This is a genomic window from Pseudomonas sp. M2(2023) (assembly GCF_030263955.1).
GTDB lineage: Bacteria > Pseudomonadota > Gammaproteobacteria > Pseudomonadales > Pseudomonadaceae > Aquipseudomonas > Aquipseudomonas asiatica.
In genome coordinates, this window is record NZ_CP127114.1 from 4,091,009 (window position 1) to 4,110,133 (window position 19,125).

At 64.2% G+C, this 19,125-nt stretch carries 17 protein-coding genes; 8 read left to right on the forward strand and 9 right to left on the reverse strand.

Features of this window, described 5'->3' with window-relative positions:
- Positions 1–48 precede the first annotated feature (48 nt).
- Complete coding sequence (locus QN085_RS18905; RefSeq protein WP_013973683.1) at positions 49–939, forward strand: DMT family transporter; 891 nt, start codon at positions 49–51, stop codon at positions 937–939.
- Between the two features lies 1 nt (position 940).
- Here QN085_RS18905 and QN085_RS18910 read toward each other — a convergent pair whose 3' ends face one another.
- Positions 941–1,222: an Rdx family protein gene (locus tag QN085_RS18910; protein WP_003259082.1), complete on the reverse strand. Its 282-nt coding sequence runs from the start codon at positions 1,220–1,222 to the stop codon at positions 941–943.
- 67 nt (positions 1,223–1,289) lie between these two features.
- Between QN085_RS18910 and QN085_RS18915 the strand changes: the two genes are divergently transcribed.
- Positions 1,290–3,476: a patatin-like phospholipase family protein gene (locus QN085_RS18915; protein ID WP_013973684.1), complete on the forward strand. Its 2,187-nt coding sequence runs from the start codon at positions 1,290–1,292 to the stop codon at positions 3,474–3,476.
- Positions 3,477–3,599: 123 nt separating this feature from the next.
- On the opposite strand, the gene QN085_RS18920 is transcribed toward QN085_RS18915, so the two are convergent.
- The gene (locus QN085_RS18920; RefSeq protein ID WP_013973685.1) at positions 3,600–4,037 is read right to left on the reverse strand and encodes a MarR family transcriptional regulator; all 438 of its coding nucleotides are present in this window, start codon (positions 4,035–4,037) and stop codon (positions 3,600–3,602) included.
- Positions 4,038–4,187: 150 nt separating this feature from the next.
- Complete coding sequence (recQ, locus tag QN085_RS18925; protein ID WP_023662314.1) at positions 4,188–6,335, reverse strand: DNA helicase RecQ; 2,148 nt, start codon at positions 6,333–6,335, stop codon at positions 4,188–4,190.
- 246 nt (positions 6,336–6,581) lie between these two features.
- Here recQ and QN085_RS18930 point away from each other — a divergent pair, with 246 nt between their 5' ends.
- From QN085_RS18930 to QN085_RS18940, 3 genes are all read left to right on the forward strand, one after another.
- A complete protein-coding gene (locus QN085_RS18930; protein ID WP_013973687.1) occupies positions 6,582–7,169 on the forward strand; it encodes a YecA/YgfB family protein in 588 nt (195 codons plus the stop codon).
- Positions 7,123–7,542 carry a YbaN family protein gene (locus tag QN085_RS18935; protein WP_162097110.1) on the forward strand — a complete coding sequence of 140 codons (420 nt, stop codon included), beginning with the start codon at positions 7,123–7,125 and terminating at the stop codon, positions 7,540–7,542. Before QN085_RS18930 ends, QN085_RS18935 begins: the two co-directional genes overlap by 47 nt.
- Positions 7,543–7,853: 311 nt before the next feature.
- Positions 7,854–9,212, forward strand: a complete 1,359-nt coding sequence (locus tag QN085_RS18940; RefSeq protein ID WP_023662315.1) for a TolC family outer membrane protein — start codon at positions 7,854–7,856, stop codon at positions 9,210–9,212.
- Positions 9,213–9,254: 42 nt separating this feature from the next.
- On the opposite strand, the gene QN085_RS18945 is transcribed toward QN085_RS18940, so the two are convergent.
- The 3 genes from QN085_RS18945 to QN085_RS18955 all read right to left on the reverse strand — a co-directional run bounded on the left by QN085_RS18945 (position 9,255) and on the right by QN085_RS18955 (position 12,617).
- On the reverse strand, positions 9,255–9,854 hold the full coding sequence (locus tag QN085_RS18945) for a tRNA-uridine aminocarboxypropyltransferase (RefSeq protein ID WP_013973690.1): 600 nt from the start codon (positions 9,852–9,854) through the stop codon (positions 9,255–9,257).
- A gap of 164 nt (positions 9,855–10,018) precedes the next feature.
- A complete protein-coding gene (locus QN085_RS18950) occupies positions 10,019–11,584 on the reverse strand; it encodes a methyl-accepting chemotaxis protein (protein WP_041505664.1) in 1,566 nt (521 codons plus the stop codon).
- A 139-nt stretch (positions 11,585–11,723) separates the two neighbouring features.
- The gene (locus QN085_RS18955) at positions 11,724–12,617 is read right to left on the reverse strand and encodes a LysR family transcriptional regulator (RefSeq protein WP_013973692.1); all 894 of its coding nucleotides are present in this window, start codon (positions 12,615–12,617) and stop codon (positions 11,724–11,726) included.
- Between the two features lie 225 nt (positions 12,618–12,842).
- On the opposite strand from QN085_RS18955, the gene speB reads away from it, so the two are divergent.
- Together speB and QN085_RS18965 are read left to right on the forward strand one after the other, a co-directional pair.
- Positions 12,843–13,793, forward strand: coding sequence for an agmatinase (gene speB, locus QN085_RS18960; protein WP_013973693.1), 951 nt, complete (start codon positions 12,843–12,845; stop codon positions 13,791–13,793).
- 266 nt (positions 13,794–14,059) lie between these two features.
- Complete coding sequence (locus tag QN085_RS18965) at positions 14,060–15,439, forward strand: sodium:solute symporter family protein (RefSeq protein WP_013973694.1); 1,380 nt, start codon at positions 14,060–14,062, stop codon at positions 15,437–15,439.
- Between the two features lie 188 nt (positions 15,440–15,627).
- Here QN085_RS18965 and QN085_RS18970 read toward each other — a convergent pair whose 3' ends face one another.
- Both QN085_RS18970 and ptrR read right to left on the reverse strand, forming a co-directional pair.
- Complete coding sequence (locus QN085_RS18970) at positions 15,628–15,756, reverse strand: PA1414 family protein (RefSeq protein ID WP_009683677.1); 129 nt, start codon at positions 15,754–15,756, stop codon at positions 15,628–15,630.
- A 124-nt stretch (positions 15,757–15,880) separates the two neighbouring features.
- Positions 15,881–16,774, reverse strand: coding sequence for a putrescine utilization regulator PtrR (ptrR, locus tag QN085_RS18975; RefSeq protein WP_024087552.1), 894 nt, complete (start codon positions 16,772–16,774; stop codon positions 15,881–15,883).
- A 106-nt stretch (positions 16,775–16,880) separates the two neighbouring features.
- On the opposite strand from ptrR, the gene QN085_RS18980 reads away from it, so the two are divergent.
- Positions 16,881–18,053, forward strand: coding sequence for an MFS transporter (locus QN085_RS18980; RefSeq protein WP_013973696.1), 1,173 nt, complete (start codon positions 16,881–16,883; stop codon positions 18,051–18,053).
- Positions 18,054–18,180: 127 nt separating this feature from the next.
- Here QN085_RS18980 and QN085_RS18985 read toward each other — a convergent pair whose 3' ends face one another.
- The gene (locus QN085_RS18985; protein ID WP_013973697.1) at positions 18,181–19,107 is read right to left on the reverse strand and encodes a DMT family transporter; all 927 of its coding nucleotides are present in this window, start codon (positions 19,105–19,107) and stop codon (positions 18,181–18,183) included.
- Between the last annotated feature and the right edge of the window lie 18 nt (positions 19,108–19,125).

Sequence of the window (19,125 nt, forward strand, 5' to 3'; positions counted from 1 at the left end):
CGCGAAGAGGCCGACACAGCCAGTAGAGATCTTGAGCAAGGACCACCCATGAACCACCGCACCGCCCTCGGCGCCCTGCACATCGGCGCGCTGTTCTTCGGCCTCACCGGCGTCTTCGGCAAACTGGCCGCCAGCGCCAGCCCGGTGATCATCGTCTTCGGCCGCGCCGCCTTCGCCGTGCTCGCCCTGGCCCTGTTCGCCAGCCTGGCCGGCCCGGGCTGGCAACGCCTGAGCGGCCAGGACGCCCGCCGCCTGCTGCTCGGTGGCGTGCTGCTGGCCGGCCACTGGGTCAGCTTCTTCATCGCGGTAAAGGTTGCCGGTGTGGCCATCGCCACCCTCGGCTTCGCCAGCTTCCCGGCCTTTACCGTGATCCTCGAGGGCCTGCTGTTCCGCGAACGCATCCGCCGCAATGAGGCTTTGCTGGTACTGCTGGTCAGCATCGGCCTGGTACTGGTCACGCCGGCATTCGACCTGGCGAGTGAAGCCACCGGTGGCCTGCTCTGGTCATTGCTGTCGGGGCTGCTGTTCTCCCTGCTGTCACTCACCAACCGCGCCGGCTCCGGCCGCCTGCCTGCAGTGCAGGCGGCGCTGTGGCAGAACCTGGTGGTGGGCCTGTGCCTGCTGCCGTTCGCGGTGCCGGACCTGGCCGGCGTAGCCACCATGGACTGGCTGTGGATCGCCCTGCTCGGCATCTTCTGCACCGGCGTGGCGCACAGCCTGTTCGTCGCCAGCCTGTCGGTGATCAAGGCGCGCACCGCCGCCGTGGTGTTCGGCATGGAACCGGTCTACGGCATCGCCGTGGCCTGGGTGGTGTTCGCCGAAACCCCCACCCTGCGCATGCTGCTGGGCGGTGCACTGATCATCTTCGCCATCGTGCTTTCCAGCCGCCTGGCCGCCGAACAACCGCCCAGGCAGCGGCCACTGGCCGAAAGCGCCTGACTCAGCGGTCGTTGTGACCCAGGTCACGCTGCGGGTCGATCTGGTCGCGCACCCGCTGCTTCAGCACCTTGGCTTCGGGGAAGCCACCGTCGGCTTTGCGCTCCCAGATCTGCACGCCATTGCAGGTAATGCGGAAGATACCGCCGGTGCCAGGCTCCAGGGCCACTCGGCCGAGGTCGTCGGCAAAGGTGCTGAGCAGTTCCTGGGCCAGCCAGGCGGCCCTCAGCAGCCATTGGCACTGGGTGCAATACGTGATGACAATTTCCGGTTTGCTGTCGGCCATGGTGAGGCATCTCCAGATGAGGGGCCGCTTATACTAGCGGTCTTTAGCCCACGGTTTGAGACTCACGATGCGCCGTTTGCTGTTCTGTTTCCTGCTCACCCTCTCCTCCTTCACAGCATTCGCCGCCGAACCGGCCAGGCCCAAGGTTGGACTGGTGCTGTCGGGGGGCGCGGCCCGCGGCCTGGCCCATATCGGTGTGCTCAAGGCCCTGGAGGAACAGGGGGTACGCATCGACGCTATCGCAGGCACCAGCATGGGGGCGGTGATAGGCGGCCTGTATGCCTCTGGCTACAGCGTCGAAGAGCTGGAAAAGCTTGCCACCACCCTCGACTGGCAACAGGCGTTGTCCGATGCCCCGCCGCGCAAGGACGTGCCGTTCCGGCGCAAGCAGGATGACCGCGACTTTCTGGTCAAACAGAAGCTCAGCTTTCGCGACGACGGCAGCCTGGGCCTGCCGCTGGGGGTGATCCAGGGCCAGAACCTGGCACTGCTGCTGGAAAGCAAGCTGGCGCACACCGCCGACACCCGTGACTTCGACAAGCTGCCAATCCCCTTCCGCGCAGTGGCCACCGACATTGCCAGTGGCGAAAAGGTGGTGTTTCGCCGTGGCCACCTGCCCCAGGTGATCCGCGCCAGCATGTCGATCCCGGCGGTGTTCGCCCCGGTCGAGCTGGACGGCCGGCTGCTGGTGGACGGCGGCATGGTCGACAACATCCCGGTCGACGTCGCCCGCGAAATGGGTGTGGACCTGGCCATCGTGGTCGACATCGGCACGCCGCTGCGTGACCGCAAGCAGCTGGCCACGGTAGTCGACGTGCTCAACCAGTCGATCACCCTGATGACCCGGCGCAACTCGGAAGAACAACTGGCCAGCCTGCACCGTGACGACATTCTCATCCAGCCACCGCTGACCGCCTTTGGCGTCACCGACTTTGGCCGCGCCAGGGAAATGATCGAGGCCGGCTACCGCGCCACCCGCCTGCTCGACCCGCGCCTTGTCGCCCTGCGCCAGCCCGAAGGTGACAGCAGCCTGGCCGTGGCCCGCTCGCCGCGCCAACGCACGCCGACGATCACCGCGATCAGGATCGAGAACGACTCCAAGGTCAGCGACGAGGTCATCCGCTCGTACATCCGCCAGCCGATCGGTGCGCCGCTGGAGCTAGGTCGCCTGCAGACTGACATGGGCACGCTGTACGGCCTGGACTACTTCGACCGGGTGCAGTACCGCGTGGTACACAAGGGCGACGACAACACCTTGGTGATCAACGCTCGGGGCCGACGCGGTGGCACCGACTACCTGCGCCTGGGCCTGAACCTGTCGGACGACCTGCGCGGCGACAGCGCCTTCAATCTGGGCGCCAGCTACCGGGTAAACGGCATCAACAGCCTCGGCGCCGAATGGCTGACCCGTGGCCAGATCGGCGACCAGCAGGAGTTGTACAGCGAGTTCTACCAGCCGCTGGACGTGGGCTCGCGCTACTTCATCGCACCGTACCTGGACTTCAGCTCGCAGAACATCGAAGCCACCCTGGACAACGACCCGGTGGCCGAGTACCGCCTGGAGCGTTACGGCTTTGGCCTTAACGTGGGGCGGCAGATCGGTACCAACGGTGAAGTGCGCCTGGGCGTGGGCAAGGCCTGGGGAGAGGCCGAGGTGCGCATCGGCGACCAGGACCTGCCCAAGGTCAGTTTCAACGAAGGTTTCTACGAGCTGAAGTACTCGTTCGACACCCTGGACAACGTGTACTTCCCGCACAGCGGCGAGGACATCGGCCTGACCTTGCGCAAGTATGACCAGTCGCTGGATTCCGACCAGGATTACCGGCAGTGGATGTTCAACCTGGACAAGGCCATCAGCAGCGGGCCGAACACCTTCGTGCTGGGCGGGCGCTACGGGCGCACGCTGGATGATACCGAGGTGGTGACGTCGAGCTTCGTGCTGGGTGGCGCGCGGGAGCTGTCAGGCTTCCGCCAGGACTCGGTGTCAGGGCAGAACGTGAGCCTGATGCGCATGGTCTACTACCGCCGCCTGACGCCACGGGCCTACGTACCGCTGGACTTCCCGCTGTACATCGGCGGGTCGCTGGAGCGAGGGCGGGCGTGGAACAACGACAACGAGTTCGACAGTGGGTACATCAATGCAGCGAGCATCTTCCTGGGACTGGAGACGCCGCTGGGGCCCTTGAACTTCACTTATGGTGCCAACAGTGCGCATGAGCAGGCGGTGTACCTGAACCTTGGGCATACCTTCTAGGTGCCGGACACATTGTGGGAGCGGCTTTAGCCGCGAACACCGGCAAAGCCGGTGCCATACACCGCGTTGCATTCTTCGCGGGTAAACCCGCTCCCACAAGCCGCAAAGCGGCCCCAGCCCCCCTCAGGATTTCTCCAGGTTGGCCAGAATCTTGGCATGCACCCGCATGCACACCTGCAGCTCCGCCTCATCCACCCCGGTGAACAGCTCTACCCGCAGTTGATTGGCAATGGTCTCGATCTGGTCGATCAGCGGCTTGGCCGGCGGGCACAGCACTATCTTCTTCGCCCGCCGGTCCTCCAGCACCGCCTGCCGGCGTACCAGCCCCTGCGCTTCCAGGCTATCGAGCAGGCGTGCCAGGGTTGGACCTTCGACGCCCACGCTCTGGGCCAGCTCACGCTGGGTCGGGGCCTCTTCGAAACGGGCCAGGTGCAGCAACACCAGCCAGCGCGCCTGTGAAAGGTTGAGCCCGGCCAGGCGGCGGTCCAGCTCGGCACGCCAACCCCGGGACATCTGGGCCAGCTGCATGCCGAAGCGGTGTTGGTTGTCGGTCAGGGGCATAAGCAACTCATTGAATAGATCTAATTATTAGGCAGCTAACCATGGCCCGTCCCACGAGGCAAGGCTCGGGCACTCTGGAATGTTCGATAATCGTCAAAAAACATGACAAAGGTCAGCAGATGGCAGTTCTGCCTCCGATCCTGTCACCACTTACAGCTCGAACTCGGCCGCCAGCGCAGCCCGCACGCAGTACAGCACGCCCTCCGGCACCCGTCCCCCGAACAGCGGCGCAATCGCAGACACCGGTGGCAGCTCGCCCTCGCCATCGAGGAAGGCATCCTGCACTTCCATCAACAGGTCTTGCGGGAGGTCCAGGGCCTGTTCCAGGCTCAGTTCCTGGCGCCCCAGCGCCTCGGCCAGCAGGCTGTAGACGTTCTTCTCGCTGCAGTTGAGCTGGCCGGCGATCTGCGCCGGGGTCATGCCGGCGCGTGCCAGGCTGACCAGTTCGTGGCGCAGGTCGAGCACTACTTTCGGTGCTTCGTCAGTGCCACCGCTATTGTTCAGCACCTCGAGGAAGGCCTGGCCATAACGCTCCAGCTTGCGCGCGCCCACGCCGCTGACCTGGGCCATGTCGCTGAGGCTGACCGGCTGGCTACGCAGCATCTCCAGCAGCGTCGAGTCGGGGAAGATGACATAGGGCGGCACGCTGTGCTCCTCGGCCAGCTTGCGCCGCAGGGTACGCAGTGCTTCCCACAGCTCGCGCTCTTCGGCACGCACCAGCTGGCTGGCCGGGCTGCCGCCACTGGACGACGAGGTCCTGGCGGTGGTCTGCGGCTTGAGGTCACGGCGCAGCTGCAAGGTCACCTCGCCCCGCAGCAGCGGCCGGCAGCTGTCGGACAGGCGCAGGCCACCGTAGCCTTCCAGGTCGATATCGACCAGGCCGCGCGCCACCAGCTGACGGAACAGCGAACGCCACTCGACCTCGGCCAGCCCCTTGCCGACGCCAAAAACCGAGAGTTTTTCGTGGCCGAAATTGCGCACCTTTTCGGTGTCCTTGCCCAGCAGCACGTCGACCAGGTGCCCGACGCCGTAGCGCTGGCCGGTGCGGAACACCGCCGACAGCGCCTGACGGGCAGGCTCGGTGGCATCCCAGGTCTGCACCTGGTCGACACAGTTGTCACAGTGCCCGCACGGTTGCTCGAGGGTTTCGTCGAAATAGGCCAGCAGTGACTGGCGGCGGCAGCGGGTTTCTTCGCACAGGGCCAGCATGGCGTCGAGCTTGTGCTGCTCGATGCGCTTGTGGCGCTCGTCACCTTCGGAGTTCTGCAGCATCTGCTTGAGCATGACCATGTCCTGCAGCCCGTAGGCCATCCAGGCATCGGACGGCAGCCCGTCACGGCCGGCACGGCCGGTCTCCTGGTAGTACGCCTCGAGCGACTTGGGCAGGTCAAGGTGGGCAACAAAACGCACGTTCGGCTTGTCGATGCCCATGCCGAAGGCAATGGTGGCGACCATGATCAGCCCTTCCTCGTTGAGGAAACGGTGCTGGTTGGCCGCGCGCGTCTCGGCTGCCAGGCCGGCATGATACGGCAGCGCCGGGAAGCCCTGGTCACAGAGGAAGGCAGCGGTTTCGTCGACCTTCTTGCGTGACAGGCAATAAACGATACCGGCGTTGCCGCGGCGCTCGCCGAGGAAAGCCATCAGCTGCTTGCGCGGCGCCTCCTTGGGCACGATGCGGTAGAAGATGTTGGGCCGGTCGAAACTCGACAGGAAGCGTTCGGCGCCTTGCAGGTGCAGGCGCTGGACGATCTCTTCACGGGTGCGCATGTCGGCGGTGGCGGTCAGCGCTATGCGCGGCACATGCGGGAACAGCTCGGCCAACTGGCCCAGTTGCAGGTATTCGGGGCGGAAATCGTGGCCCCATTGCGACACGCAGTGGGCCTCGTCGATGGCGAACAGCGAGATATCCAGGTCGCGCAGGAAGTCGAGCATGCGCGGCTGCACCAGGCGTTCCGGCGCCAGGTACAGCATCTTCACTTCGCCACGGCGCAGGCGCCCGGCCAGGTCACGCTGCTGCTCCGGGGTCAGCGTGGAGTTCAGCGCGGCGGCCGGCACACCCAGTTCGTCGAGCGTGGCGACCTGGTCATCCATCAGCGCGATCAGCGGCGAGACCACCACTGTCAGGCCCGGACGCAGCAGCCCCGGTACCTGGAAACACAACGACTTGCCGCCGCCGGTGGGCATCAGCACCAGGGCATCACCGCCATTGGCCACGCAGTCGATGATCGCTGCCTGGCGCCCGCGGAAACTGTCGTAGCCAAAGACGTCCTTGAGAACGCGCTGAGCCTGTTCGAGCATGTGCAACTCCACAAATCGCCGTACCATCCCGGATACAGGCTGGACGAAAAACCCGCCCCGCACACGCCAAATGCGTAAGCGGTTTTTGCCAGGCGGCCGGCAAATCCTGCCCCTGGATGAAAAATCGCGGAGTATACCGCAGCACCGCCCCGCGCAGGGCACCACGGCGATAGACGTTCCCTTTACCCCGCTGCCGTCGCAAGGTGCTAGAATTCGTTATCGTTTATTCCCCAAGGTAGCCCTGTAATGTCCTTCGCCGAGCAACTGACCCGCCTGCAAGCCTTCCTCGACGCCGACGAGCTGCACGAAGAAGCGCTGGACTATGTCGCCGCCCACGGCTACCTCACCGCCCTGTCGATCAATGCCGAGGAAGTGCCCGAGCGCGAATGGATCGACGCCCTGTTCGCCGAAGAGCCGCACTACGCCAGCGACGCTCAGCGCACCGAGATCGAGGCCACCCTGGTGGCGCTGAAAGCGCACATCGCCCGCCAGCTGGCCAGCGACGACGAATTCGAGCTGCCGTGCGACCTCGACCTGACCGAAGAGCCAGACGATTCCGACCTGCGCGGCTGGTGCATCGGCTTCATGGAAGGCGTATTCCTGCGTGAAGAGGCCTGGTTCGAGAACGCCGAGGAAGAAGTCAGCGAGATGCTGCTGCCAATCATGGTCGGCTCGGGCCTGTTCGACGAACAGCCGGAGTTCGCCGACATCGCCAGCAACGCTAACCTGCAGGACGACATGATCGTACAGATCCCCGAAGCACTGACAGCGCTGTTCCTGCTGCTGCATGCCCCTGACGAAAAGCCGGCACTGCTCAAGCCACGTCACCACTAAGTCGCCTGTGCGCTACCTGCTGCTGGCCACCGGCTGGCTCAGCGTCGCGTTGGGGGTGTTGGGGATATTCCTGCCGGTATTGCCCACCACCCCGTTCCTGCTATTGGCGGCTGCCTGCTTTGCCCGCAGCTCGCCGCGCTTTCACCACTGGCTGGTCCATCACCCCAAGCTCGGGCCATGGATCCGTGACTACCTCAGTGGTGAAGGCATCCCCCTCAAGGGCAAGGTCTACGCCATCGGCCTGATGTGGGCCAGCATCGGTCTGTCGTGCTATCTGGTGCCCCTGTTCTGGGCACGTATCTTCATGTTGTCCAGTGCCGTCCTGGTAAGCCTGTATATCCTCAGACAGAAAACCCTGCACAAGCCAAAGTGACAATATTTTGTCGCCAAATATCACTTTCGCCTAATTCGTGCTTCCCTTAGCCGAAATGATTCTGGAACTCGGTTAAAGCCCTGTATTCATTGGCCTTAATGGAGTTTTTCGCCGCCATTTCCAGTGTTCATCTGCGAGCCTGTTAGATGATTTATTTATGTTATGGTAATTTTTTATGAATAAATCTTCTTGTCTATCGCGTTGAATGTACTTAGCTGTGTTATTAAAAACCTGCAACACTATATGAAATAACTTTATCGTCATTTTTTTGGCGATTAGCAGGATCAATTCCAAGATCAGGGAGATGTACCATGCGCGTTTTGAACCCCATCACCAGTGCATTATTGTTGGCCCTGGCGAGTGCCAACGTACAGGCGATGTCGATCACAGAGGCTGTCCAGAGCGCCGTGGACTACCACCCGCAGGTCAGCTCCAACCGCAACAGCAAGCTGTCTGCCGATGAAGATGTGAAGTTTGCGCGTGGTGGCTACTACCCTTCCGTGGATCTGGTTGCCGGCTATGGCCGCCAGCGTTCTGACAACACCACGACTCGTGCCGAGGGCAACCACAACAAGGAAACCCTCAACTACACCCAGTCCGAGCTGCGCCTGCGGCAGATGATCTTCGACGGCTTCAACACCTCGAATGAAGTGGGCCGCACCGAAGCGGTCTCCACCTCCCGCGCCTACTACACCCAGGCCGTTGCCCAGGATGTCGCCCTGCGTGCAGTCGAGGTGTACCTGGAAGTGCTCAAGCGCCGTGAACTGGTGACCCTGGCCAGGAACAACCTGCAAGCCCACCTGCGCGTCAACGACCAGATCGGCTTGCGCAGCGAGCGCGGCGTCGGCAGCACCGCCGACCTTGACCAGTCCCGCGCACGTCGCGCCCTGGCGGAAAACAACCTGGACACCGCCGAAGTCGACCTGGCCGATGCCGAGGCCAACTTCTTCAGCGTCGTCGGCCGCATGCCGGACGAGCTGGAAAGCCCGCAGTCCATCAAGGGCGAGGTGCCTGGCACCCTCGATGAAGCCCGCGACGGCATGCGTCAGAACAACCCGTACATCAAGTCTGCGCAGGCTGACGTCAATGCTGCCGAGCAGCAATACGAAGTGGCCAAGTCGACCTTCTACCCACGCTTCGACGCCATTCTGGCTACCGGTGCCAACAACAACACCGGTGGCGAGAAAGGCCACAACAATAACGACTGGCAAGCCGGCGTGGAGATGAACTACAACCTGTTCCGCGGTGGCAGCGACAAGGCTCGCCTGCAGTCCGACGCGCACAAGATCAACCAGGCCCTGGACATCCGCAACAACGCCCTGCGTGAGCTGACCGAAAACCTGAGCCTGGCGTGGAACGCCATGAACAACGCCAGCAAGCAGCTGCCGACTGCGCGTGAATACGCCGAGACCACCAAGCGCGTGCGTGCCGCCTATCAGGACCAGTTCGGCCTGGGTCAGCGCACCCTGCTTGACGTGCTGGACAGTGAAAACGAGCTGTACAACGCCGATCGTCGCTACACCGAGGTGCGTTATACCGAGGAGTTCTCGCGCTACCGCGTGCTGGCGACCATGGGCGAGCTGTTGACCAAGCAACGTATTTCGCTGCCGCCGGAAGCGCTGGCTACCACCGAAGTACGCACCGAGGCGCGTTTGCCTGATATGCGTTGATCGGGTTCGAGATAGCCGGGGCCGCTTTGCGGCCCCCTGCCCTCACTCACTACCATGGTTACGCTGGAACGTCTCCAAACCCATGGCCCTGATCTGCCCCTCGATCAACGCCTCGAACGGTGCCAGCAGCGCATCGAAACAGGCAGGCTGCTCCAACGCGTTCAGCGCTCCCACCACCGCCTCGATAGTCGACAACGCCCCCGCCTCCGGCGCCTTGCGCAAGCGGTAGCGTGAAGGCGCGACAGCCCCCAGCGTCACCCGCGGCAACGCCTCCAGCAACGGGTTCAGGTACAACAGCTTGCGCGCCTTGCGCCAGGTGCCGTCGGGCACGATCAACAGCAAGGGTTTGTCGTCCGTCTCGCCATAGGCAACCAACTCCTGGGCGTCGCCGCCCGGGAACAGCAGGGCCGGCCGGTAACCGGAAGTCGCCAGCAATTCGTTCAAGTCCTCGAACACCTCGCCTACCCGCAACTCGGCGTTGTTCAGGCCAAGGGCGGCCAAGCGGGCGGTATTCAGGGCATGGGCGGTTTCACTGGGGTGCTGCAGCAGGATGACGCGGGTACGGCTGTCGAGCGCAGGGATCAGTGAACAGAGGCAATGGTCGAGCGGGCGCTGGCAGCGCTCGCAGCGGGGTCTGGGCATGGGGTTCTCCTTGGCGGGAACAGTTTGCCACAGAACCGGGGCCCGCTTTGCGGGCCATTCGCCGGCAAGCCAGCTCCCACAGGATCACCACAGACCTGGGCCTTGTGCAATACCTGTGGGAGCTGGCTTGCCGGCGAAAGGGCCGCAAAGCGGCCCCGGCGATCTCAACGGTTGAACCGCTCTGCCAGGCTATGCAGGTATTCCGCCATGCGCTCCAGGTCCTGGCTGATTTCCGCGCCCTGCCTGGCCTGCCCGGCACTCTGGTCGCACAGGTGGGCTATGCGCACGATCTGCTGGTTGATGTCCTCGGCCACATGGCTCTGCTGCTCCGACGCCGTCGCCATCTGCTGGCTCATGCCGGTGATGCGGCTGACCGCTTGGGCAATCCCGCTCAACGCTGCCTGCACCGCCTCGACGCTGTGCACGCTGTCCCGCGAGATCTGCTCGCCGCGGCTGGCAGTGCTGACCGCGCGCTCTGCCCCGGCGCGCAACGAGGCGATGATCTGGTGGATCTCCTCGGTCGAGGCACGGGTGCGCTGGGCCAGCGAACGCACCTCGTCGGCCACCACGGCAAACCCGCGCCCCTGTTCGCCGGCACGCGCCGCCTCGATGGCTGCGTTGAGCGCCAGCAGGTTGGTCTGCTCGGCGATCGAGGTAATCACATCGACCACGCTGCCGATCGACTGGGTCTGCTCGGCCAGGGCATTGACCGCCTGGCCGATGTCGTTGACCGCATTGCTCATGCTGCCCATGGCTTGCAGGCTCTGCATCGCCAGCTCGCTGCCCTGTTGCGCCAGCTGGTCGGCATCGCCCGCTGCGTGCGCCGTGCTCTGCACGTTGTGGGTAACCTGCTGGATGGTCGCCGCCATCTGCGCGATGGCGGCGGCGGACTGGTCGGTCTCGTTGCGCTGGCGGTCGAGCATTTGTGCCTGGGCATCGGACAGGTCGGACGACTGCGCGGCCCGCGATTTCACTCCGACGCCGGCATCCACCAGGCGGGTCAAGGCCGTTTGCAGGCGTGCTTCTTCACTGATGATGGCAAGATCCAGCTGGCCTTGCAGGCCTGGGTTATCACTGTAGGTCAGTGCCACCAGCGGGCTGGTGAAGGCCTTGGGATGCTCGGCCAGCGTGCGGCGGACCGCCTGGTTCTGCCGGTGCTCGACCAGATACCAGGCCAGCAGCAGGCTGGCCATGAGCACCCCGAGCGCCGCGTAGGGCGGTAGCCACAGGTAGCCCGCCGCCGACAGCAGCCCCGCACCTATCAATGGCCAACCGTGGCCCAGGCCCTGCAGCAGGCGGGCCGCCCACGGCACCGGTGTGCGGCCGGCCCGCAGGCGCGCATACAACGCCTCGGCGCGACGGATCTGCTCGCGAGTGGGCACCGAGCGCACCGACTCGTAGCCACTGATGCGGCCCTGCTCGTAGATGGCCGTGACGTAGGCGCTGACCCAGTAGTAATCACCGTTCTTCGCCCGATTCTTGACGACCCCCATCCATGGTTTGCCTTGCTTGATGGTTTCCCACATGTGGCCGAACACCGCCGGCGGCATGTCCGGGTGGCGCACCAGGTTGTGGGGTTGGCCGACCAGCTCGTCGTAGGTGAACCCGCTGATCGCCACGAAAGCGTCATTGCAGTAGGTGATGCGGCTGTTGAGGTCAGTGGTGGAAATCAGGCGCTGATCGTTGGGAAAGGTTCTTTCGTGCTCAGTGACGGGCAAATTCATGCGCATCTTGGGCAATCCTTGCAGGATGAAAGGGAGGTAGACAGCAGCACACGCAAATTTGATATATAGCAGGACGCCATTATGTTGTCGGTCGACAGCACCAACAATTTAACGGGTGCCGACGAAATACAGCATATGCCGGGCTTCAGCCCACGTTGAGCTGGCTTTTGAGGAGGTCGCGGAAGGTCTGGATCAATGGCTCGCGGCTGCGCCCGCGGCGAATGATCAGCGAGAACGGTGCCTGGTAGCCGAAGGTCGACGGCGACAGCACGCGCAAGTCGCCCTTGTCGACCCAGGCCTGGGCATAGTGCTCGGGCAGGTAGCCGATGTAGGCCCCGGACAGAATCAGGATCAACTGCGCCTCCATGCTCTCCACCGTCGCCGCGCTGTGCTTGAAGCCATGCCGGGCCAGTTCGGCCTGGCTCCAGTAGCCACGCCCGACCATGCGCTGCTGGGTCACCACCTGCTCGGGGATGCGCCGTTCGGCATACAACGGGTGGCGGCTGCTGCAGTACAGCCAGTGCTGCTCACGGTACAGCGGCTGGTAGAGCAGCCCGCTCATGCGCGAGGAGAACGCCCCGATCGCCAGGTCCAGACGGTTGTCCTGCACGCCCAGTTGCAGCTCGTAAGGGCTGGATACCGACAAGTGCAGGTGTACCGCCGGGTGTTCCTGGCTGTAGGCGCCGATGGCTTCGGCCAGCGGCAAGGCCCTGTCACCGACCGTGGAGTCGATCACCCCCAGGTTGAGGGTGCCACGCAACTCGCCCTTGAGGGCGGCGGCGTACTGTTCGAAGCCGTCCAGCTCGGCCAGCAGGCGCAGGGTTTCCTGGTGGAACAGCTCACCCTTGCTGGTCAGGCTGAAGCCGCCACGGCCACGATGGCACAGCACGATCCCCAGGGCACCTTCCAGCTGGCTCATGTAGGTGCTGATGGCCGAGGTCGACAGGTTCAGCTCGCGCTGGGCATTGGCAAAGCCCTGGTGGCGCACCACGCTGACGAAGATGCGCAGCAGTTTCAGGTCGGGCAAGGTCGAGGCCATGGTGCAACGGTTCCGCAGAGGGTATTAGCGCGCAGTCTAACCGCTCTGCCGCCTTTAGTTCAGAAATTCCTGAACTAAGTATTTGCCGGTAGCGATTTTTCCCCGGCACTACCTTCAGCAGACTTGGCCGAAATGTCCCTGCCCGCCGGCAAGACCACACCTGGAAGGCGCGCGGCGGCACAGGTTCGAACAAACAGAACAATCGACCGACTGATGAGGCCCACCGTGGACAAGATCCTCCACCAACCACTGGGCGGCAACGAAATGCCGCGTTTCGGCGGCATCGCCACCATGCTCCGTCTCCCCCACCTGCAAAGTGCCCAAGGCCTGGACGCTGCCTTCATTGGCGTGCCACTGGACATCGGTACTTCGCTGCGCTCCGGCACCCGTTTCGGCCCGCGTCAGATCCGCGCCGAATCGGTGATGATCCGCCCGTACAACATGGCCACGGGAGCCGCACCGTTCGACTCGCTGTCGGTGGCCGACATCGGTGACGTGGCGATCAACACCTTCAACCTGCTGGACGCCGTGCGCATCATCGAAGAAGCGTATGACGAGATCCTCGAGCACAACATCATCCCGCTGACCCTGGGTGGCGACCACACCATCACCCTGCCGATCCTGCGCGCGCTGCACAAGAAGCACGGCAAGATCGGCCTGGTGCACATCGATGCCCACGCCGACGTCAACGATCACATGTTCGGCGAGAAGATCGCACACGGCACCACCTTCCGCCGCGCCGTGGAAGAAGGCCTGCTCGATTGCGAGCGCGTGGTGCAGATCGGCCTGCGCGCCCAGGGCTACACCGCCGATGACTTCAACTGGAGCCGCCGTCAGGGCTTCCGTGTAGTCCAGGCCGAAGAGTGCTGGCACAAGTCGCTGGAACCGCTGATGGCCGAAGTGCGCGAAAAGGTCGGCGGTGGCCCGGTGTACCTGTCGTTCGACATCGATGGCATCGACCCGGCCTGGGCTCCCGGTACCGGCACCCCGGAAATCGGCGGCTTGACCACCATCCAGGCGATGGAGATCATTCGCGGCTGCCACGGCCTGGACCTGATCGGCTGTGACCTCGTCGAAGTCTCCCCGCCTTACGACACCACCGGCAACACCTCGCTGCTCGGTGCCAACCTGCTGTTCGAGATGCTCTGCGTGCTACCGGGCGTAGTGCGCCGCTAAACGAGAGCAACACCGTTCCCTGTGGGAGCGGGCAAGCCCGCGAAGGGGCCAGCACTGACAACCCCTGTGCATGGCAAGGGCTGTGCCCTTGTTCGCGGGCACGCCCGCTCCCACAGGGGACTAGTGCAAGCCTCTAGAAAGTACCCCGGCAGGAGCCATATGGGAGGGCCATTGAGGCCCGCCAACAACACGACAAGACCGCCGGGCGCCGTGAACCCGCCCGCGTGGTCGATCTCGCCATAATAAAGATAATCGGGAGACCCCCAATGGCCTTGGACATCATTGTTGTAATGATCTATACCGCCGGCATGCTCGGGCTTGGCTGGTACGGCATGCGGCGCGCGAAAACCCATGAGGACTACCTGGTGGCCGGGCGCAACCTCGGCCCGGTCCTGTACATGGGCACCATGGCCACCACCGTACTCGGTGGCGCTTCCACCGTCGGCACCGTACGCCTGGGCTACGTCCACGGCATCTCCGGCTTCTGGCTGTGCGCAGCCCTGGGCCTGGGCATCATCGCCCTCAACCTGTTGCTGGCCAAACCCTTGCTGCGCCTGCGCATCTTCACCGTGACCCAGGTGCTGGAACAGCGCTACAACCCGGCCGCACGCCAGGCCAGCGCCGTGATCATGCTGGCCTACGCACTGATGATCGGCGTCACCTCGACCCTGGCCATGGCCACCGTATTGCAGGTGCTGCTCGACCTGCCGTTCTGGGCCTCGCTGCTGCTGGGCGGTGGTGTGGTGGTTCTGTACTCGACCATTGGTGGCATGTGGTCGCTGACGCTGACCGACATCGTCCAGTTCGTGATCAAGACCGTCGGCCTGATGTTCATCCTGCTGCCGGTGTGCCTGTACAAGGCCGGTGGCTGGGACACCTTGGTGGCCAAGCTGCCGGCGGCCAGCTTCCAGCTGACCACCATTGGCTGGGACACCATCATCACCTACTTCCTGATCTACTTCTTCGGCATCCTCATCGGCCAGGACATCTGGCAGCGGGTGTTCACTGCCCGTGATGAGAAGGTCTGCCAGCGTGCCGGCACCACCGCCGGTGTGTACTGCATACTGTACGGCCTGGCCTGCGCCGCGATCGGTATGGCTGCGCATGTGCTGATGCCCGACCTGGCCAACCCGAATAATGCCTTTGCCGAGATGATCAAGACCACGCTGCCGGATGGCATCCGTGGCCTGCTGATGGCAGCGGCGCTGGCCGCCATGATGTCCACCGCCAGCGCCGGCCTGCTGGCTGCGTCCACCACCCTGACCGAAGACCTGCTGCCCAAGCTGCGTGGCGGCAAGGCGTCGAGCCTGGGCGTCAGCCGCCTGTTCACCCTGCTCACCGGCCTGGTGGTGCTGGGCATTGCGCTGGTGGTGAACGATGTGATCAACGCCCTGACCCTGGCCTACAACCTGCTGGTCGGCGGTATGCTGATCCCGCTGATCGGGGCGATCTTCTGGAAGCGCGCTACCACCGCCGGGGCTATCGCCAGCATGTCGCTGGGCTTTGCCACCGCGCTGCTGTTCATGTTCAAGGATGGGCTGGAGGCCAATACGCCGATCTACTACAGCCTGGCAGTTGGTCTGGTCAGCTTTGTGGTGGTCAGCCTGATGTCGCGTAAATCGGTAGCGGCGGTTAAGCTGGCCTGATAGGTCCCGGTTGCCTGTACTGGCCCTTTCGCGGGTAAACCCGCTCCTACAGGAATATCACAGGCCTCGAGTGCTGTGGGTTACCTGTGGGAGCGGGCAAGCCCGCGAAGAGGCGGTACAGGCAACACACAACTGGCAGACACAAAAAGGCCGCTGCACCCACCCAGGTGCAGCGGCCTTTGTCTGTATCAGCGACGACGCGGTTGGCGTTTGCGCTGCTCTTCATCAGTCGGGATCGGCACCGGCTGCAAGGGTGGTGGAATCAGCCCCAAGGCGACAGCCAGGTCATGGAGCCAGTTGGACAGTGGTTTATTCATAATGCCCCCTTGACGGGTCAGCCTCACGGCAATTCAATCCTGCGATGTTTCATACAGATCATAGCCCTATGTCCTGTATTACGCATGCCTCTAAAGCTACAGATACGGGCCATTTTGATACGGATCAAGCCGTAACGGCGCATTCCGACGACTGGTTAATCGTTTCGCTTTGTTGCAGGTCGATCCAGGCCTGCAAATTTGCCCCGCGCATGCCCTGGGGCCACATCAACCAGGTGACCGCCTGATCGAACGGTGCCTGCAGGTGGTGCACCCGCACCCGGTCGCGCCCGGGCAGACTGTCGAGCATCGACCTGGCCATCATCGCCACACCCGCGCCGGCGATCACGCAGGCCAGCATGCTCTGGTACGACTCGATCTCCATCACCCGGCCCATGGGCGTATGGGCATGGGCATACCAGGCCTCCAGGCGCATGCGGTACGAGCAGCCCTGGCGGAAGGTGAACACCGCCTTGCCGGCCACATCCTTGGCAGTGTGTACCGCCGGGTGCTCGGGGCTGGTGATCAGCACCAACTGCTCATCGCAAAGCGGCACGCCATCCAGCCCGGCCAGGCTCGGTGGCCCATCCACCAGGGCCGCGTCCAAGGTGTGGTTGAGCAGGCCTTCCAGCAACTCGCCACTGGGCGCCGCACGCACCTGCAAGTTAACCGCCGGGTAGGCCTGATGATAACGCGCCAGCAACCCCGGCAAATGGGTCGCCGCCGTGCTGTACATGGTCCCCAGCACGAAGTCCCCGGCCGGTTGGCCGCCCCGCACGGCGGCCAGCGCCTCGTCGCGCAAGGCTGACAGGCGGTTGGCGTAATCCAGCAGCACCTTGCCCGCGGGCGACAGCTGCAGGCGCTGGCGCTCGCGCAGGAACAGCTCGACACCCAGTTGCTCTTCGAGCTGGCGCAAGCGCGTCGACAGGTTCGACGGCACCCGATGCAGGCGCTCTGCGGCGCGGGTGACCGAACCTTCCTCGGCCACGGCCTGGAAGATACGCAGTTGGCTGAATTCCACGGCATTCTCCAAAACAGAACAACTTGATCATCATTATTCAATTCTATTGAAAAAGAAACCGACCTAACCTGCCAGCCATCGCTTACATCCGCGCAGGAGACTTGTCATGTCGCCACTCATTCAACTGCTGGCCAGCGCCGTGGCGCTGATGATGGCCATGGGCATCGGCCGTTTCGCCCTGACCCCGCAGCTGCCGCAACTGATCGCCGAAGGCCAGTTCGACCTGACGGTCGCCGGGCTGGTGGCCGCGGCCAACTACCTGGGTTACTTCATCGGCGCGGTCGATGCCATGTTCGCCCGCTCGCCGGGCCAGGTGCGCCTGCGCCTGCACGGTGGGCTGTGGCTGTGCGTACTGCTGACCCTGGCCTCATGGGCCGCAGACGGGTTCTGGAGCCACCTGCTGCTGCGCTTCGGCACCGGCGTGGCCAGCGCCTGGGTGCTGGTGATGATAACCAGCCTCAGCCAACAGGTGGCCAATGCCGACAACCGCCAGCGCCTGGGCGCCCTGGTGTTCGCGGGGCCCGGCCTGGGCATTGCGCTGACTGGTTTGTTGGCGCTGGTGGCGCATTTGTGGGGGCTCGGCTCGGCAGCACTGTGGCTGATCTATGCCGTGGCCGCGCTGGTGATGCTGCTGGCGGTGCGGCCTTGGCTGCCCAGGGCGCTGCAAGCCGCGCCGGTATCGCCCGCTACACACCTGGGCCCGACCCGCAGTGTCGGCATCGGTCGCCTGGGGCTGGTATATGCGCTGTATGGCGTAGGTTACATCCTGCCGGCCACCTTCCTGTCGCAGATGGCCAACCAGCAGTTCCACGGGCAGTGGCTCGCAGACCTGTTCTGGCCGGCATTCGGCCTGGCGGCGGCGCTGGGGGTTCTGCTCGTGAGCCTGCGGCGTGGCGGCCGAACCGCGACCTGGCTCACCGCCACCCTGTGGCTGCAGGGGCTGGGTGTGCTGGCCTGCCTGATGGGCGGAGGTGTCGGGCTGGCGTTGGGCGTGATGCTGTGTGGCGGGCCGTTCCTGGCCTGCATGCAGCTGGTGATGCAACGTTCGCGGGAGCTGGCGCCGCATGCCACGCAGCGCAATGCCGGGCTGCTGACAGCCTGCTTTGCCCTGGGGCAGTTGAGCGGGCCGCTGCTGGCAGCGGTCAGCAGCCATTACAGCGGCGGGCTGCAGCCGGCGCTGATGGTGGCCGCGGGTGGGTTGGTGGTGGCTGGGGGGCTGGTGCTGTTTGGCAGCGCTGCACAGCAGGCCAACGCCTGTCAGGCCAAGGCTGCATCCTGAATCGTAGCTGCCTGTGCCGGCCTCTTCGCGGGTAAACCCGCTCCCACAGGTACTGCACAGGCCTTGAAGATTGTGCGGCCCCTGTGGGAGCGGGTTTACCCGCGAAGAGGCCGTAACAGGCTAGAACTCACCCCACAAACTTACGCAACTGCTGCTTCACCCAAGGCTCGGCACTCACCAGCACCACCCCCAGCAGCACCATCAACGCGCCAACCACAAAGTTCAGGCTAAGCGGCTCATCCAGCAACAACACGCCAAAGGTCACCCCGAACAGCGGGGTGATGAACGAGAACACTGCCAGGTTCGACGCCAGGTATTTGCGCAGCAACCAGAACCAGGTCAGGTAGCTGATGAACGACACCACAATCCCCTGGAACAGCACGCTGCCCATCGCCAGCGGCGTCAGCGTCACCGCGCCGATCTGGCCGCTGAGCAAGGCAATCAGCAGCAAGCCGGCAAAGCCCACCGCCAGCTGATAGAACAGGGTCAGGGTAGCCGGTGCTTCCGACAGCCGCGAGCAGCGCACCACCACCGTAGTCGCCCCCCAGGCCAGCCCGGCGATCACGCCAAAGGCATCCCCCAGCAGAGTGCGGCCATCCATGTGCTCGAACGACATACCGCCGGCAAACGCCATGGCAATGCCGCCGAACGCCAGCAGGATCCCAAGCCATTGCAGCAGCCGCAGGCGTTCGCTGGGCAGCCTGAAATGCAGGCCCAACGCGGTAAACACCGGCGCTGTATAGAGAAACACCGACATGTGCGCCGCCGACGTCAGCTTCAGCCCCTCGGCAATGAACAGGAACTCCAGGCCGAACAATCCGCCCGCCACCACCCCGGCACGCCAGGTGCTGCCGACCTGCTCCCAGCCCCCGCGCCAGCACAGCATCAGGCCCACCAGCACGGCGGCGATGCCGTTGCGCAGGGCCGCCTGCATCACCGGCGCGATATCGATGGCAGCAGTCTTGATCAGGACCTGCTGGCAGCCCCAGATCAGGCACAGCCCCAGCATCACCTGGAAGGCAAAGGCGTCAGGGTTCTTGCGGGCCGCGCTCATGAGCGGGCCTCTGCGATG